Below are 15917 nucleotides of genomic sequence, written 5' to 3'. Positions count from 1 at the left end.
GCGCCGGCCGGCTCCTGCCGGCCGGTGCGTCGTCGCACCGGATACCGTCAGATCGGCGTGATCGTCGGCGCGACGGCCGCCGGATCGGTGACGCTGGCCCTGCCGGTTTCGACGTGCCCCGCGATGCGGCGCGTCCAGCCCGCGTTGCCGGCCACCGCGAACTGCAGGTCGTACCACTGGCTGCTGCACGACAGGTCCCAGCGCGCTTCGATGCGCTGCCCGGCGGGAATCGTCAACGTGCGCGCCGCGCCGCCGTACGCGACATCGGTCGCCGTGACCGTGAGCGTGCCGGTGCCCGCATTGGCGATCGTGACATAGACGTCGCCGTTCGCCACGTCGTAGCACGGCGTGATTTCAGGCTTCGCGGCGGCATCCGCGGCGGCCGAACCCGCAAAGCGCCGGAAATAGCCGTTCGGCCCCCACACGCTCACCAGGTAGTTGCCGTTCGCGTCGAGCGCCCACGTGTCGGTCAACTGCTTGCCGGCCTCGACCGTATAACGGCGCGGCATCGCGGTCGGATCGCCCGTATAGACCCAGAAGTGCGCGCCCTGCGTGCCCGAATTGGCGAACGTCACCGCATAACCTTGCGCCTGGAGCCGGCCCGTCACGTGCAGCTCGTACGGCAGCGCGCGAGCCGGCCGCGTGCCGGGTTCCTGCGCCGTCACGACCTGCTGCGCGGTGCTGGCCGGCGCCGTCTGCGACGACGCGCGCGAGCATTGCAGGTCCGCCTGCGCGACATATGCCTGCGTACTCGGCAACGTCGGCAGCGTGGCATCCGATCTGGAGAAATCGAGCGCCGACGTCAGGTCGCCGCAGATCGCGCGGCGCCACGGCGAGATGTTGGTTTCGATCACGCCGAAGCGCTTCTCGATGAATTGCAGCACCGACGTGTGATCGAAGACCTGCGAGCACACGAAGCCGCCCTTCGACCACGGCGACACGACGAACATCGGCACGCGCGGGCCGAGGCCGTACGGCAGGTTGTCGGCCGTATACGTGCCGGCCTGCGTCGACGTCACGACATTGTGCCGCTCGAGCGACACGTCCACCGTGCTCATGCCCGAGCCCGGCAGCGTCGGCGCCGACGGCGGCACGACGTGGTCGAAGAAGCCGTCGTTCTCGTCGTACATGATCAGCAGGACGGTCTTGCTCCATACGTCCGGGTTCGACGTCAGCGCATCGAGGATCGTCGACAGGTAGTACGCGCCGTACAGCGGCGTGAACTTCGGATGCTCCGAATACGCGGCGGGCGGCAGCAGCCACGAGACCTGCGGCAGCGCGTTGGCCTGCACGTCGGCCTTCAGCTGCGTGATCGGGCGCGTGCTCATCCCGCGCGTCTGCAGCGACGAACCGGCCGGCGCATTCACGAAGTTGTTGAAGCACGCGAGCATGTTCGTGCCGTAGTTGCCGGTGAAGTTGTCGAACCCGGTGCCCTGCTGGTAGATCTGCCACGAGATGCCGGCCTTCTCGAGCCGCTCCGGGTAGGTCGTCCAGCTGAAGGGCGGCAACTGGACCTTGTCGAACGGGTTGTCGATGTAGTCGGTGTTGTCGAGCAGCGGGCCGCCGCCCGTGCCGAGCGGATCGACCATGCCCGTCATCAGGTACATGCGGTTCGGGTGCGTGTTGCCCGGAATCGAGCAGAAGTAGTGGTCGCACACCGTGAACGCATCCGCGAGCGCGTAATGGAACGGGATGTCGTCGCGAACGTGATAGCCCATCGTCATGTTCGACTTCTGTACGGCCCACTGATCCGCGCGGCCGTTGTCGATCGCGCCGTGCGTCGTCGCCCACGTATGCGGCAGGCCGCCAATGCATTGCGCGTTGACGCCCGGGTTGGTCGTGTCGTAGCGGAACGGCGCGATCACGCTCGTCTTGTCCTCCTGCCGCGGCTGGAACCACACCGGCTTGCCGTTCGGCAGCGTGACGGGGAAGCGATCGTTGTAGCCGCGCACGCCGCTCAGGTGGCCGAGGTAGTGATCGAACGAGCGGTTCTCCTGCATGAACACGACGATGTGCTGCACATCCTGGATCGTGCCCGTCACGGAATTCGGCTCGATCGCCAGCGCCTTGCGGATCGACTCGGGAAGCAGTGCGGTGGCGGCGGTCGCGCCGGCGAGACCGGCGGAGAACTTCAGAAAATCGCGTCGCGAATGGTTGGCCATGCTGGTTGCTCGTGATTGGATTTCTGGTGAAAACAGCCGGTATCAGGAAGCGGGCGACGATGCCGGTGCGGTGAAACCCGGCGGGCAATGCATCTGCGCGGTGGCGACGACGGCGCCGCCGCACGCGGCCTTCTGCTGCGCGACGGGCGCGGCGGGTGCGGTCAGGTCGTCGTTGCAGGCGCCGAGGAGGGCTGTCAGCGCGATCAGGCCAACGACCGCGAAAGGCCGCAGGGCCGACTTTCGCATAACGGTTCTCCGTGGGGGTGATGACGTGACACGGACGCGAACCCGCGTCGGTCATATCGACGCCGAGATGCTATGTTCGACTTGTTACACGACGGTGTCGAGTAAAGGGAGATCGACGCGCACGCGGAGCGCGGCACGTGGTGGCCTGGCCGGAACGACGCGATTCGTAAGTCGTTCGAAAGATTGATGTTGCCTGAACGTACGGCTTCGCGGGCCGACGACATCGGGGCGGCGCGGCCGAAACGGCGCGCGCACCGTGATTCGCGAAGCATTCTTGTGCAATGCCGGCCGCAGCGCACCGGCTTGCACACGGCGTGCAGACTGGCGTCAGCCTTCCGCCATCATCAGCAACTGCGCGCCATCCGCGACCTGGTCGCCGACGCCGTACAGCACTTCCGCGACGACGCCCGCGCTCGGCGCGCCGATCGTGTGTTCCATCTTCATCGCTTCCATCACGATGAGCGGCGTACCGGCTTCGACCTTCTGGCCCGGTTCGACCAGCACCGCGATCACCTTGCCCGGCATCGGCGCGGTCAAACGTCCGCCGCCCTGCTCCGCATCGCCCGCATGCGCGAGCAGGTTGCGCCATTCGAACGTCTCCGAGGTGCCCTGCGTGAACACATGGAATGTGTCGCCGTCCGCATACACGCGGCCGCTGCCGCGCACGCCACCGACTATCACGTCGAAATCGAGCGGCGTGGCGCCGCGCGTCCATGCGAACGGTTGCGCGGCGTCATCGCCGGTCGCGAGTCGCGCGCCGGCGCCGTCGTCCTCGTAGGTGACCGTCACGTCCGCTTCGCGATCGGCCGCATGCCATTCGAGCGTGCGGCGATAGCCGCCGTTCAGCCGCCAGTCCGGCAAGGCGCCCCACGGCGATGCACCTTGCGCGGCCGCGCCGCGTTCGCGCGCGAGCAATGCCGCGCACGCAAGTGCAAGCGCCGCGCGCGGCGGCTGTTGCGGCGCGAACAGCGCATCGTGGTTGCGCTCGATCAGCCCCGTGTCGAGATCGGCCGTCGCGAACGGTTCGCACGCGACGATCCGCTGCAGGAACGCGGCGTTCGTATGCAGGCCGACCACCTCGCACGCACGCAGTGCACGCAGCATCAGGCCCAGCGCTTCCGCACGGTCCGCGCCGTGAACGATCAGCTTCGCGATCATCGGATCGTAGAACGGCGTGATCGCATCGCCTTCGCGCACGCCGCTGTCGACGCGCACCGCCGCACCGATGTCGAACTCGACGCCGGCCGGCAGCCGCAGGTGCTTGAGCGTGCCCGTCGACGGCAGGAACCCGCGCGCCGGATTCTCCGCATAAAGACGCGCCTCGAGCGCATGGCCCCGCACGCGCAGATCGTCCTGCTGCAGCGGCAGCGGCTCGCCGGACGCGACGCGCAATTGCCATTCGACGAGATCGAGCCCCGTGACCATTTCGGTGACCGGATGCTCGACCTGCAGGCGCGTGTTCATTTCCATGAAGTAGAACGCGTCGCCCGTCATGATGAATTCGACGGTGCCCGCGCCGACGTAGCCGACCGCGCGCGCCGCCGCGACGGCCGCTTCGCCCATCGCGCGGCGCACGTCGTCGGGCAGGCCCGGCGCCGGCGCTTCCTCGAGCACCTTCTGGTGACGGCGCTGCACCGAGCAGTCGCGGTCGAACAGGTACACGGTATTGCCGAGCGTGTCGCCGAACACCTGCACTTCGACGTGACGCGGGCGCGTCAGGTATTTCTCGATCAGCACGCGGTCGTTGCCGAAGCTGCTCGCGGCCTCGCGCTGGCACGACGCGAGCGCCGCCGGGAAATCGTCGGAGCGCTCGACCACGCGCATCCCCTTGCCGCCGCCGCCCGCGCTCGCCTTCAGCAGCACCGGATAGCCGATTTCGTCGGCTTCGCGATGCAGGTTGCCGGCATCCTGGTCGTCGCCGTGATAGCCGGGCACGAGCGGCACGGCAGCCGCATGCATCAGCGCCTTCGCGGCGGCCTTCGACCCCATCGCCGCGATCGCGTCGACCGGCGGCCCGATGAACACGATGCCGGCCGCTTCGCACGCGTGCGCGAAATCTTCGTTCTCCGACAGAAAACCGTAGCCGGGATGGATCGCCTGCGCGCCGGTCGCGCGCGCGGCTTCGATGATGCGCTCGATGCGCAGGTAGCTGTCTGCCGCTGCCGATCCGCCGATGTGCACGGCTTCGTCGCACGCGGCCACGTGTTTCGCGTTCGCGTCCGCGTCGGAATAGACGGCGACGCTCGCGATCCCGAGACGTTTGCACGTCGCGGCGACGCGGCACGCGATTTCGCCGCGGTTGGCGATCAGAATCTTGTCGAACATGGCTTCGATGTCGTCCGGAGAGTGGGGGTCACGCGATCATTCACGCCACGACGGCGTGCGCTTTTCGAGGAAGGACGCGATCCCTTCGCGCGCTTCCGCGCCGGCACGGGTCCGCGCGATCCAGTCGGCGGTCTGCTCGATCAGCGTCGCATCGAGCGGGCGGCCGGCCACGTCGGCGACGAGCCGCTTGCACGCCTTCACCGCGTCGGGACCGTTCGCGACGAGCGTCGCGGCCAGCTTCGCGACCGTTTCGTCGAGCGCATCGGCCGGTACCGCGTCGTGAATGAAGCCGAGCGACGCGGCCCGCGCGCTGTCGAACACCTCGGCCGTCGTGAAATAACGGCGCGCCGCGCGCTCGCCCATCGCCCGCACGACGTATGGCGCGATCGTCGCGGGGATCAGCCCGAGCCGCGCTTCCGACAGGCAGAACTTCACGCCGTCGGCGGCGATCGCGATGTCGGCCGCCGCGACGAGGCCCACGCCGCCCGCATAGGCGTCGCCGTGCACGCGCGCGATCACCGGCTTGCCGCAGCGATGGATCGCCTCGAGCATCCGCGCGAGCTTGCGCGCATCGGCACGGTTCTCGTCGTCCGAGTAACCGGCCATCTTCTTCATCCAGTTCAGGTCCGCGCCCGCGCAGAACGCGGCGCCTTCCGCCGCGAGCACGATCGCGCGCACGCCTTCGTGCGCATCGAGCCATTCGAACGCGGTGGTCAGCTCGGCGATCGTCGTCTCGTTGAACGCGTTGCGCACGTCGGGGCGTGCGAGCGTGACGGTCGCCACGCGGCCGGCTTCGCTCACCTTGATCGTTTCGTATCGCATCGGTCGGTCCTCCCGGGCGTTACATGCGGAACACGCCGAAGCGCGTGTCTTCGATCGGCGCGTTCATCGATGCGGCCAGGCCGAGGCCGAGCACGTCGCGCGTCTGCGCCGGGTCGATCACGCCGTCGTCCCACAGCCGCGCGCTCGCGTAATACGGATGGCCCTGGCGCTCGTACTGGTCGCGGATCGGCTGCTTGAACGCTTCCTCTTCGTCGGTCGACCACGAACCGCCCTTCGCCTCGATGCCATCGCGACGCACCGTCGCGAGCACCGACGCGGCCTGCTCGCCGCCCATCACCGAGATGCGCGCATTCGGCCACATCCACAGGAACCGCGGGCCGAATGCGCGACCGCACATCCCGTAGTTGCCGGCGCCGAACGAGCCGCCGATGATCACCGTGAACTTCGGCACCTTCGCGTTCGACACGGCCGTCACCATCTTCGCGCCATGCCGCGCGATGCCTTCGTTCTCGTACTTGCGCCCGACCATGAAGCCCGTGATGTTCTGCAGGAACACGAGCGGGATCTTGCGCTGGCAGCACAGCTCGATGAAATGCGCGCCCTTCACGGCCGATTCGGAGAACAGGATGCCGTTGTTCGCGACGATCCCGACCGGATGGCCCCAGATGTGCGCGAAGCCCGTGACGAGCGTCGTGCCGTAGCGCGCCTTGAATTCGTCGAATTCCGAATCGTCGACGATGCGCGCGATCACCTCGCGCACGTCGAACGGCTTGCGCGTATCGACGGGGATCACGCCGTACAGGCTCTTCGCATCGTAGCGCGGCGGCTTCGGCTCGCGCAGCGCCACCGGCGACGCGATCTTCGGCGCGAGATGATCGACGATGTTGCGCGCGATCGACAGCGCATGCGCGTCGTTCTGCGCGAGATGATCGGCCACGCCCGACAGGCGCGTGTGCACGTCGCCGCCGCCGAGATCCTCGGCGCTCACTTCCTCGCCCGTCGCGGCCTTCACCAGCGGCGGGCCGCCGAGGAAAATCGTGCCCTGGTCCTTCACGATGATCGACTCGTCGCTCATCGCCGGCACGTAGGCGCCGCCGGCCGTGCACGAGCCCATCACGACGGCGATCTGCGCGATCCCCGCCGCCGACATCGTCGCCTGGTTGAAGAAGATGCGGCCGAAGTGGTCGCGATCGGGAAACACGTCGTCCTGGTTCGGCAGGTTCGCGCCGCCCGAATCGACGAGGTAGACGCACGGCAGCCGGTTTTCCGCGGCGATTTCCTGCGCGCGCACGTGCTTCTTCACGGTGATCGGGTAGTAGGTGCCGCCCTTGACCGTCGCGTCGTTGCACACGATCACGCATTCGCGGCCGGCGATGCGGCCGATCCCGGTGATGACGCCCGCGCCCGGCGCGTCGTCGTTGTACATGCCGTTCGCCGCGAGCTGCGACAGCTCGAGGAACGGCGCGCCCGGATCGAGCAGTTGCGCGATGCGATCGCGCGGCAGCAGCTTGCCGCGCGACAGGTGCTTGTCGCGTGCGGCCTGGCCGCCGCCCTGCGCGAGCTGTTCGATCTTCGCGCGCAGGTCGGCGACGACCGCCTCGAGCGCGGCGGCATTCGCGCGGAAGTCTTCCGAACGCGGGTTCAGTTTCGATTCGATGATCGGCATCGACGAGGCTCCGTTCGCGTGACGTGGGGCGTTACATCGTTTCCGCGAACAGCTCGCGGCCGATCAGCATCCGGCGGATCTCGCTCGTGCCGGCGCCGATCTCGTACAGCTTCGCATCGCGCCACAGGCGGCCGACCGGATATTCGTTGATGTAGCCGTTGCCGCCGAGGATCTGGATCGCCTCGCCGGCCATCCACGTCGCCTTCTCGGCCGTGTAGAGGATCACGCCCGCGCAATCCTTGCGCACCTGGCGGATATGGTCGCTGCCCGCCGAGTCGAGATGGCGGCCGACCGCGTACAGGTACGCGCGGCACGCCTGGAACGTGGTGTACATGTCGGCGACCTTGCCCTGGATCAGCTGGAATTCGCCGATCGACTGGCCGAACTGCTTGCGGTCGTGGATGTACGGCACCACGGCGTCGAGGCACGCGGCCATGATGCCCGTGGGGCCGCCCGACAGCACCGCGCGCTCGTAGTCGAGACCGCTCATCAGCACCTTCACGCCGCCGTTCAACTGGCCGAGGATGTTCTCTTCCGGCACCTCGACGTCCTGGAACACCAGCTCGCCCGTGTGCGAGCCGCGCATGCCGAGCTTGTCGAGCTTCTGCGCGACCGAGAAGCCCTTCATCCCCTTCTCGACGATGAACGCGGTGATGCCGCGCGAGTGGGCTTCGACGTCCGTCTTCGCGTAAACGACGAGCGTGTCGCAATCCGGGCCGTTGGTGATCCACATCTTCGTGCCGTTCAGCACGTAACGATCGCCGCGCTTGTCGGCACGCAGCTTCATGCTGACGACGTCGGAACCGGCGTTCGGCTCGCTCATCGCGAGCGCGCCGATGTGTTCGCCCGACACGAGCTTCGGCAGGTATTTCCGCTTCTGCGCTTCGGTGCCGTTGCGGTGGATCTGGTTCACGCACAGGTTCGAGTGCGCGCCGTACGACAGGCCGATCGACGCCGAGGCGCGCGAGATCTCCTCCATCGCGACCATGTGCGCGGTGTAGCCCATGTTCGCGCCGCCGTATTCCTCGGCGACCGTCATGCCGAGCACGCCGAGATCGCCGAACTTCTTCCACAGATCCATCGGAAACTGGTCGGTGCGGTCGACCTCCGCCGCGCGCGGCGTGATTTCCTTCGCCGCAAACGTCGCGACGGCGTCGCGCAGCATCTCGATGTCTTCACCGAGCATGAATTGCACGCCGGGCAGGTTGATCATGTCTCCTCCGTCTCCAGAAAGTGTGTCGCACTCATCTATTTCTGAGTTTCGCTCAAATCGAATGAATGCACCAATTCATTAACCAATAAAGCTGAAATTTTGCACAGTTTCGCGCCTCGCCGGGTTCGGCGTCAATAGTTTTTTGAGTGACACTCAGATATCATGTGGACATGACAGCCGCTCCCGCCGACACCATGACCGACACCGCCAAAGCCGATCGCGCCGACGCGCCACGCGCGCCCGCCGGGCGCAAATCCCAGCAGCGCGTGCAGGACATTCTGCGCGCCGGCCGTGAAGTGTTCGCCGAAAAAGGTTACGAGCATGCGACGGCCGCCGAGATCGCGCAGCGCGTGGGCGTGTCGGAGGCGACGGTGTTCAGCTACTTCCGCGGCAAGCGCGAGCTGTGCGCGCGCGTGATCGCGGACTGGTACGACGAAATCATCGCGGCGTTCGAGCACGGCATGCCGCGGGATGCATCGGTGCAGCAGCAGTTCGCGTTCATCGTGCGCACCCACCTGCGGCTGATGCTGGTGAACGGCACGGGGCTGTGCGCGCTGGTGCTGTCGGAAGGCCGCGCGAAGCAGCATGCGCTGAGCGACGAGCTGACCGCACTGCAGCGCCGCTACACGGCGCCGCTGATGGACGTGCTCGCGCGCGGCCAGGCGGCCGGGCAGGTACGTGCGGACCTTCCGCTGAGCCTGTTGCGTTCGATGGTGTTCGGGCCGATGGAGCACGTGCTGTGGGATGCGATCCTCGGGCACCGCAAGCTCGATACGGAAACGACGGCCGCGCAGCTGATCGACATGCTGTGGGCCGCCATGCAGCCGCCGGCGCCGGAACAGGCGGCGCTCGTGCGTTTCAGGAATGAAGTCGCGGAAGCCGTGCGGCGGCTGGAAGACGAAAACGCGCGCGCGTGACGCGCGGCGGGCGGCGCGCCCGCCACCCCCGGTGCCGCGCGCTGCCGGGCGAGCTCGGCGCCGCTACGACTCCTCGCCGACGCGCAGCGGCGCCCGGCTTTGCTCGTTGTTCAAATGGACGAATTTGCGCAACAGGCGCATCAGTTCCTGCGAATCGTCCTCTCCCATTCCGTCGAACAGGCCGGCCCGCAGCTCCTTCACCGACGGAATCAGGTGCGTGAGCAGTTCGACGCCCGCCGGCGTCAGCAACAGGCGGCGCTGACGTCGCGGCAGCACTTCGCGCACGATCAATCCTTTCGCTTCGAGCCGGACCGCGAGATCCGCGGTCGTCGACGTATCGAGCGCCACCCGCTGCGCGAGCGTCACCTGATCGAGCCCCGGGCTCTCGTAGAGCATCCGCAGCACCGCGTACTGCACCGGCGTCACGTCCCGGCCCAGCTTCTCGTAGAACATCGCAACCGCGATCTGGTGTGCGCGCCGGATCAGGTGCCCGGGTTCGTCGTACAGATCGAGCGGGAAAGCCGGCGCGACGGCGGGATTCGTTTTTTCCATGAATGAGTCGATGACATAGGCGACGCGCGCCGGTTGCGCGCGCCGACGGCATGGCGCTGCCTCGCGCCATTTCCCGGGAAAACCAGTATACCGCCCGCCTTGCTCCAGCCAAGCTCGATGAGTACACTGAATCTCATTCAGTACACGGAATGAAGAGATGCCGCGTACCGGCGGCATCGACCTGAAGGAGACGACGAACGTGTTTCTCAAGAATGCTTGGTACGTGGCGTGCACGCCCGATGAAATCGACGGCAAGCCGCTGGGCCGCACGATCTGCAACGAGTCGATGGTGTTTTACCGCGCGGCGGACGGCCAGGTCGCCGCGCTCGAGGATTTCTGCCCGCACCGCGGCGCGCCGTTGTCGCTGGGTTTCGTGCGCGACGGGGTACTCGTGTGCGGCTATCACGGGCTGGAAATGGGCTGTAACGGCAAGGCGGCCGGCATGCCGGGCCAGCGCGTCGGCGGCTTCCCGCCGATTCGCAGCTTTCCGGCGGTCGAGCGGTACGGCTTCATCTGGGTCTGGCCGGGCGATGCGGCGGCGGCCGATCCGGCCAAGCTGCCCGCGCTGGCGTGGGCCGAGGATCCGGCCTGGGCCCACGGCGGCGGCCTGTATCACATCCGTTGCGACTACCGGCTGATGATCGACAACCTGATGGACCTCACGCACGAAACCTACGTGCATGCGACGAGCATCGGCCAGAAGGAAATCGACGAAGCGCCGCCGAAGACGACCAGCCACGGCGACGAAGTCGTCACGAGCCGCTTCATGGAGAACGTGATGCCGCCGCCGTTCTGGCGGATGGCATTGCGCGGCAACGGGTTGGCCGACGACGTGCCGGTCGACCGCTGGCAGATCTGCCGCTTCTCGCCGCCGAGCCACGTGATGATCGAAGTCGGCGTCGCGCATGCGGGCCACGGCGGCTACGACGCGCCGGCCGACCGGAAGGCGTCGTCGATCGTGGTCGACTTCATCACGCCCGAGACGGACACCTCGATCTGGTACTTCTGGGGCATGGCGCGCAACTTCCGGCCCGACGACCCCGCGCTGACCGCCGAGATCCGCGAAGGCCAGGGCAAGATCTTCGCCGAGGATCTCGAGATGCTCGAGCGCCAGCAGCGCAACCTGGAGAAGTGGCCCGATCGCAAGCTGCTCAAGCTCAACATCGACGCCGGCGGCGTAATGTCGCGCAAGGTGATCGAGCGGCTGCTCGCCGACGAGAACGCGTCGACCCCGCAGCGGCCCGTGATCCCGGTCGCGCCCGTCAAGGCGGCGTCATGAGCGTCGCGACCCTGACGGTGCGCGTCGCGCGCAAGTGGCAGGAAGCGCGTGACATCTGCGGCTTCGAATTCGTCAGCGACGACGGTGCGCCGCTGCCCCGCTTCGACGCCGGCGCCCATATCGACGTGCATCTGCCGGGCGGCCTCGTGCGCCAGTATTCGCTGTGCAACCACCCGGAGCACGGTGATCGCTATCAGATCGCCGTGCTGCGCGACGCCGACGGGCGCGGCGGGTCGCGCGCCATTCACGACGAAGTCCGCCAAGGCGACATCGTACGGATCGGCGTGCCGCGCAATCAGTTTCCGCTCGCGCCCGACGCGCCGCACCACCTGCTGCTCGCGGGCGGGATCGGCGTCACGCCGATCCTCAGCATGGCGGAACGGCTGTTCTCGTCGGGCCAGCCGTTCGACATGCACTACTGCGCGCGTTCGACCGATCGCATGGCGTTCGTCGCGCGAATCCACGCAGCCGGGTTTCACGATCGCACCCGCTTCCACGTCGACGACGGCGACCCCGCGCAACGCGTCGATCTGGCCACCGTGCTTGCCGCCGCGCCGGAAGGCACCCACCTGTATGTGTGCGGCCCGCGCGGCTTCATGGACGCGGTACTGAACGCCGCGCGCGCGCGCCACTGGGACGAAGCGCGGCTGCACTACGAGTTCTTCGGCGGCGCGGTTGCGTCGTCCGGTGCGGACCGCGCGTTCCAGGTCCGGATCGCGAGCAGCGGCCAGGTGATCGACGTGCCGGCCGAATGCACGGTCGTCGCGGCGCTGGCGGCGAACGGCGTCGACGTGCTGACGTCGTGCGAGCAAGGCGTATGCGGCACCTGCGTGACGCGCGTGCTGCAAGGCGAGCCCGATCATCGCGACTCGTATCTGACCGAAGAGGAACAGGCGGCCGGCGACCAGTTCATGCCGTGCTGTTCGCGATCGCGAAGCGACCTGCTGGTACTCGATCTGTAGACGGACCGCCCGATCCGCGGCGGCCAACCACAATACTGGAGACGATCCATGGAGCAACGTGCCCGGCCACCGGTCACTACCACGCCCTTCCCGCTCGACCGATGGTGGGTCGCCGCGCTGTCGTCCGAACTGACGGACCAACCCGTTGCCCGCACGCTGCTCGGCCGTCCGGTCGTCCTGTTCCGGTTGCCGTCCGGGGAAGTCGGCGCGCTGGAGGATCGCTGCTGCCACAAGTCGCTGCCGCTGTCGTGCGGCTCGCTCGAAGCACGCGGCCTGCGCTGCGGCTATCACGGCCTGCTGTTCGACCGCGGCGGTGCATGCATCGAGATCCCCGGCCAGGACCGGGTTCCGGCGAAAGCGTGCGTGTCGTCGTATCCGGTGCAGGAGCAGGATGCGATCGTGTGGATCTGGATCGGCGCCGACGCGCACGCGAAACCGGCCGGCGCGCCGCCGCGCTACGCGTTCCACGCGGATCCGCAATACCGGTTCGGCGGCGGCAACTACCATTACGATGCGCCGTATCAACTGATTCACGACAACCTGATGGACTTAAGCCACCTCGGCTATGTCCATCTGAAAACGATCGGCGGCAACGCGTCGCTGCACATGGGCGCGGAAACCCGCGTCAGCAGCGACGGCGACACGGTGACGCTGGTTCGCCGGATGCCGGATTCCGACCCGCCGCCGACCTACACCGCCGCCTGGCCGTTCACGGGCCGCGTCGATCGCTGGCAGGAAATCGAGTTCCACGTGTCGCACATCCGGATCTGGACCGGCGCGATGGACGCCGGCACCGGCGACCTGCACGATCCGGCGCGCGGCGGCTTTCACATGCGCGGCTTCCACGGCATCACGCCCGAGACGGAAACGACGACGCACTACTTCTGGACCGTCGCGACCAACCCGCAACACGACGTGGAGCGCGTCGCGCAAACGGTCATCGAGCAGTCCGCGGCGACGTTCGACGAAGACAAGACCGTGATCGAAGCGCAATACCGGAATCAGCTGCGCTTTCCGGGCAGCCGCCAGATCGACATTCATGTCGACGCGGGCCCCAATCGCGCGCGGCGCGTGATCGAGCGGCTGCTGCAACCGGAACCCGCGTAAGCGTCGCGCCGGCGCGCGAATCACGCCTGCCGGACACAACGGGCGTTCGCCGGAAGGCTCGTCCGCCCAGGCATTCGCTTTCGTCCCATTCGTTGCCGCCGGTTTCGATTTCATCCCATTTAATTAGTCATACTATTTTTCAAGGATCTTTGACGTGAGCGCAAGTATCCGCAATACGATCGACGAATCCCCGATGAGCGTGTTCCAGACGATGGCGGTCACGGCCTGCGTCGTGCTGAACATGCTCGATGGCTTCGATGTGCTGGCCATCGCGTTTGCCGCACCGCATCTGGCGGCCGAATGGAAACTGAGCGGCAAGGAAATCGGCCTGCTGCTGAGTGCCGGGCTGGCCGGCATGGGAATCGGCTCGGTGCTGATCGCGCCGTTGGCCGACCGCGTCGGCCGCCGCCGCATCATCCTGCTCTGCCTCACGGTGATCTCGACCGGGATGCTCGCCTGCGCGGCCACCCACAGCACGCTGCAGCTCGCCGTCGCGCGCGCGTACACGGGGCTCGGCATCGGCGGCATGCTGGCGAGCCTGACCGTCATCAGCGGCGAGTATGCGTCGAACAAGTGGCGCAGCGCCGCGATCGGCATGCAGTCGACCGGTTATGCGATCGGCGCCACCGCCGGCGGCGTCGTCGCCGGCTACCTGCTGTCGACGTGGGGATGGCGCAGCGTGTTCGCGTTCGGCGGCATCCTGACCTTGCTGGCGATCCCGATGGTGCTCGCGATGCTGCCGGAATCGCTCGACTTCCTGCTGGCACGGCGTCCGGACGACGCGCTGCGGAAAATCAACCGCATCCTCGCGCGAATGAAGCGCTCACCGATCGCCGCGCTGCCGCCCTCGTCCATCGACACGGCAAGCCCCGCGTCGGGCTGGACCGCCGTGCTGCGCGCACCGCTCGCGCGCCGCACGATCGCGTTGTGGATCGCGTTCTTCCTCGTGATGGGCAGCTTCTACTTCGTCGTGAGCTGGACGCCGAAGCTGCTGGTCCAGGCCGGGCTGTCGACATCGCAGGGCGTCACCGGCGGCGTCCTGCTCAACCTCGGCGGCATTGCGGGCGCGTCGCTCTTCAGCCTGCTGTCGACAAGGTTCGGCCTGCGCAACCTGCTCGCCGCGACCCTGCTGCTCGGCGGCGCGCTGATGGTCGTGTTCGGCGCGAACACCGGCTCGCTCGGCATCGGGATGATCGTCGCGGTGTTCCTCGGCGCCGTGATCAATGCGTGCGTGGCCGGCATGTATGCGCTGTCGCCGACGCCGTACCCCGCGGAAATCCGCACGACCGGCATCGGCCTCGCGGTCGGCATCGGCCGCCTCGGCGCGATCCTGTCGCCGATGACCGTCGGTGCGCTGCTGGACGACGGCTGGTCCGTCTCCCATCTCTACCTCGCGTTCCTCGTACCGATGGCCGGCGCGGCGATCGCCGTCGCCGTGGCGGGCACGCGCGCCGCGGCACCACGCCGGCAACGCGACCCGGCGCTGTCGTAACACGGAACGCCCGCAGTCCTGCCGATACCCGTCGGCCTCCCGGACACGCCCGGGGCACTCAAAAAAATCGATAAGCATATCTACATACTGTTTGGAGACAGCCATGAAAACGAAACTGGGCGTCGCACTCGCGACGGTGATGGCGCTGGCCGGGCCGGCCTGCGCGCAAAGCAGCGTCACGCTGTACGGGATCATCGATACCGGTGTGTCCTACTACAACAACGCCGCGCACGGCGGATCGTTCACGGGCATGCCGACGCTGACCGGCGAGGTGCCGTCACGGTGGGGGCTGAGAGGCACCGAGGATCTCGGCGGCGGCTACCAGGCCTTCTTCGTGCTCGAGAACGGTTTCCAGCCCGGCAACGGCGCGCTGAATTACGGCGGGCGCCTGTTCGGGCGACAGGCGAACGTCGGCGTGAGCGGTCCGTTCGGCGCGCTGACGCTTGGCCGCCAGATGAACATGTCGATGATCGTGCTGACCAATGCCGACGTGATCGGCCCGTCGATTCACTCCATGGCGGATTTCGACTCCTATCTGCCGAACGCGCGCAGCGACAATGCGATCGGCTACAAGGGCACGTTCCACGGCGTGACGCTCGGCGCCACCTACAGCTTCGGCCGCGACGCGGCCGGGCCGGCAGGGCCGTCGGCGACAGGCTGCGCCGGGCAGGTGCCCGGCGACATCGTCGCCTGCCGCCAATACACGGCGATGCTCGCGTACGACGCGAGCCATTTCGGGCTCGCCGCATCGCACGACGTGATGCGCGGCGGCGGCGGCGCACTCGCGCCGCTGAGCAATCCGGCGTACACCGACACGCGCGACATCGTCGCCGGCTACGTGAAGATCGGCCCCGCGAAACTGGGCGCCGGGTGGATCCGCCGCAACCTCGCGGCGGCCGAGCACCTGCAGGCCGATATCGTGTTCGCCGGCGGGACGTATTACGCGACGCCCTACCTCGCGCTCGATCTCCAGGGCGTACGCTACCTGCAACGCCGCGAAAACAGCGAAGGCGGCACGAATGCGACGCTGCTCGTCGGCCGCGCGAACTATTTCCTGTCGAAGCGGACGACCGTCTATACGTCGGCGGGCTACATGTTCAACAGCGCGCTGGCCGCGAACGCGGTCGCCGCCGGCGGGACGGTCGGTACCGGAATGAACCAGCTCGGCGTGATGGCCGGCATCCAGCAGAAGTTCTGAACGCCGGACGCCGCA

General features: G+C 67.6%; 13 protein-coding genes. 6 read left to right on the top strand and 7 right to left on the bottom strand.

The annotated features are described in order from the left end of the window. Nucleotides 1-47: 47 nt before the first annotated feature. The 6 genes from HWX00_RS14580 to HWX00_RS14555 form a co-directional block, all read right to left on the bottom strand. Nucleotides 48-2162 carry a phosphocholine-specific phospholipase C gene (locus HWX00_RS14580; protein ID WP_059557471.1) on the bottom strand — a complete coding sequence of 705 codons (2115 nt, stop codon included), beginning with the start codon at nt 2160-2162 and terminating at the stop codon, nt 48-50. 42 nt (nt 2163-2204) lie between these two features. Beyond that, entirely contained in the window at nt 2205-2408 is a 204-nt protein-coding gene (locus tag HWX00_RS14575) for a hypothetical protein (RefSeq protein WP_034190574.1), read from the bottom strand. 327 nt (nt 2409-2735) lie between these two features. Continuing rightward, on the bottom strand, nt 2736-4733 hold the full coding sequence (locus tag HWX00_RS14570; RefSeq protein WP_069706702.1) for an acetyl/propionyl/methylcrotonyl-CoA carboxylase subunit alpha: 1998 nt from the start codon (nt 4731-4733) through the stop codon (nt 2736-2738). A gap of 36 nt (nt 4734-4769) precedes the next feature. Next, complete coding sequence (locus tag HWX00_RS14565; protein WP_034190576.1) at nt 4770-5555, bottom strand: enoyl-CoA hydratase/isomerase family protein; 786 nt, start codon at nt 5553-5555, stop codon at nt 4770-4772. 19 nt (nt 5556-5574) lie between these two features. Beyond that, the gene (locus tag HWX00_RS14560) at nt 5575-7182 is read right to left on the bottom strand and encodes a carboxyl transferase domain-containing protein (RefSeq protein WP_124609980.1); all 1608 of its coding nucleotides are present in this window, start codon (nt 7180-7182) and stop codon (nt 5575-5577) included. 31 nt (nt 7183-7213) lie between these two features. Continuing rightward, complete coding sequence (locus HWX00_RS14555) at nt 7214-8395, bottom strand: isovaleryl-CoA dehydrogenase (RefSeq protein ID WP_034190578.1); 1182 nt, start codon at nt 8393-8395, stop codon at nt 7214-7216. Between the two features lie 170 nt (nt 8396-8565). Between HWX00_RS14555 and HWX00_RS14550 the strand changes: the two genes are divergently transcribed. Then, nucleotides 8566-9312 carry a TetR/AcrR family transcriptional regulator gene (locus HWX00_RS14550; RefSeq protein WP_034190579.1) on the top strand — a complete coding sequence of 249 codons (747 nt, stop codon included), beginning with the start codon at nt 8566-8568 and terminating at the stop codon, nt 9310-9312. 63 nt (nt 9313-9375) lie between these two features. On the opposite strand, the gene HWX00_RS14545 is transcribed toward HWX00_RS14550, so the two are convergent. Next, nucleotides 9376-9864, bottom strand: coding sequence for a MarR family winged helix-turn-helix transcriptional regulator (locus tag HWX00_RS14545; protein ID WP_034190580.1), 489 nt, complete (start codon nt 9862-9864; stop codon nt 9376-9378). 199 nt (nt 9865-10063) lie between these two features. Between HWX00_RS14545 and HWX00_RS14540 the strand changes: the two genes are divergently transcribed. The 5 genes from HWX00_RS14540 to HWX00_RS14520 all read left to right on the top strand — a co-directional run bounded on the left by HWX00_RS14540 (nt 10064) and on the right by HWX00_RS14520 (nt 15902). After that, complete coding sequence (locus HWX00_RS14540) at nt 10064-11143, top strand: aromatic ring-hydroxylating oxygenase subunit alpha (RefSeq protein ID WP_175029009.1); 1080 nt, start codon at nt 10064-10066, stop codon at nt 11141-11143. After that, nucleotides 11140-12105, top strand: coding sequence for a PDR/VanB family oxidoreductase (locus HWX00_RS14535; protein ID WP_175029005.1), 966 nt, complete (start codon nt 11140-11142; stop codon nt 12103-12105). The genes HWX00_RS14540 and HWX00_RS14535 overlap by 4 nt, the downstream gene beginning before the upstream one ends. A 48-nt stretch (nt 12106-12153) precedes the next feature. Then, nucleotides 12154-13212 (top strand): aromatic ring-hydroxylating oxygenase subunit alpha, encoded by a 1059-nt coding sequence (locus tag HWX00_RS14530; RefSeq protein ID WP_175029004.1) that lies wholly within the window; start codon nt 12154-12156, stop codon nt 13210-13212. Between the two features lie 154 nt (nt 13213-13366). Continuing rightward, nucleotides 13367-14704, top strand: a complete 1338-nt coding sequence (locus HWX00_RS14525) for an MFS transporter (RefSeq protein WP_069706705.1) — start codon at nt 13367-13369, stop codon at nt 14702-14704. 103 nt (nt 14705-14807) lie between these two features. Next, entirely contained in the window at nt 14808-15902 is a 1095-nt protein-coding gene (locus HWX00_RS14520; protein ID WP_175029003.1) for a porin, read from the top strand. Nucleotides 15903-15917: the final 15 nt, after the last annotated feature.

The sequence above is a fragment of the Burkholderia seminalis DSM 23518 genome (assembly GCF_902832885.1).
Lineage (GTDB): Bacteria > Pseudomonadota > Gammaproteobacteria > Burkholderiales > Burkholderiaceae > Burkholderia > Burkholderia seminalis.
The sequence above is the reverse complement of the archived record's forward strand: the minus strand, read 5'-3'. Positions and strand labels throughout refer to the sequence as shown.

Excerpts from the sequence above, each read along its gene's own strand:
- HWX00_RS14520 (WP_175029003.1), top strand. The coding sequence starts at position 14,808 with ATGAAAACGAAACTGGGCGTCGCACTCGCGACGGTGATGGCGCTGGCC.
- HWX00_RS14565 (WP_034190576.1), bottom strand. The coding sequence starts at position 5,555 with ATGCGATACGAAACGATCAAGGTGAGCGAAGCCGGCCGCGTGGCGACC.
- HWX00_RS14535 (WP_175029005.1), top strand. The coding sequence starts at position 11,140 with ATGAGCGTCGCGACCCTGACGGTGCGCGTCGCGCGCAAGTGGCAGGAA.
- HWX00_RS14575 (WP_034190574.1), bottom strand. The coding sequence starts at position 2,408 with ATGCGAAAGTCGGCCCTGCGGCCTTTCGCGGTCGTTGGCCTGATCGCG.
- HWX00_RS14580 (WP_059557471.1), bottom strand. The coding sequence starts at position 2,162 with ATGGCCAACCATTCGCGACGCGATTTTCTGAAGTTCTCCGCCGGTCTC.
- HWX00_RS14550 (WP_034190579.1), top strand. The coding sequence starts at position 8,566 with ATGACAGCCGCTCCCGCCGACACCATGACCGACACCGCCAAAGCCGAT.
- HWX00_RS14555 (WP_034190578.1), bottom strand. The coding sequence starts at position 8,395 with ATGATCAACCTGCCCGGCGTGCAATTCATGCTCGGTGAAGACATCGAG.
- HWX00_RS14570 (WP_069706702.1), bottom strand. The coding sequence starts at position 4,733 with ATGTTCGACAAGATTCTGATCGCCAACCGCGGCGAAATCGCGTGCCGC.
- HWX00_RS14560 (WP_124609980.1), bottom strand. The coding sequence starts at position 7,182 with ATGCCGATCATCGAATCGAAACTGAACCCGCGTTCGGAAGACTTCCGC.
- HWX00_RS14530 (WP_175029004.1), top strand. The coding sequence starts at position 12,154 with ATGGAGCAACGTGCCCGGCCACCGGTCACTACCACGCCCTTCCCGCTC.
- HWX00_RS14545 (WP_034190580.1), bottom strand. The coding sequence starts at position 9,864 with ATGGAAAAAACGAATCCCGCCGTCGCGCCGGCTTTCCCGCTCGATCTG.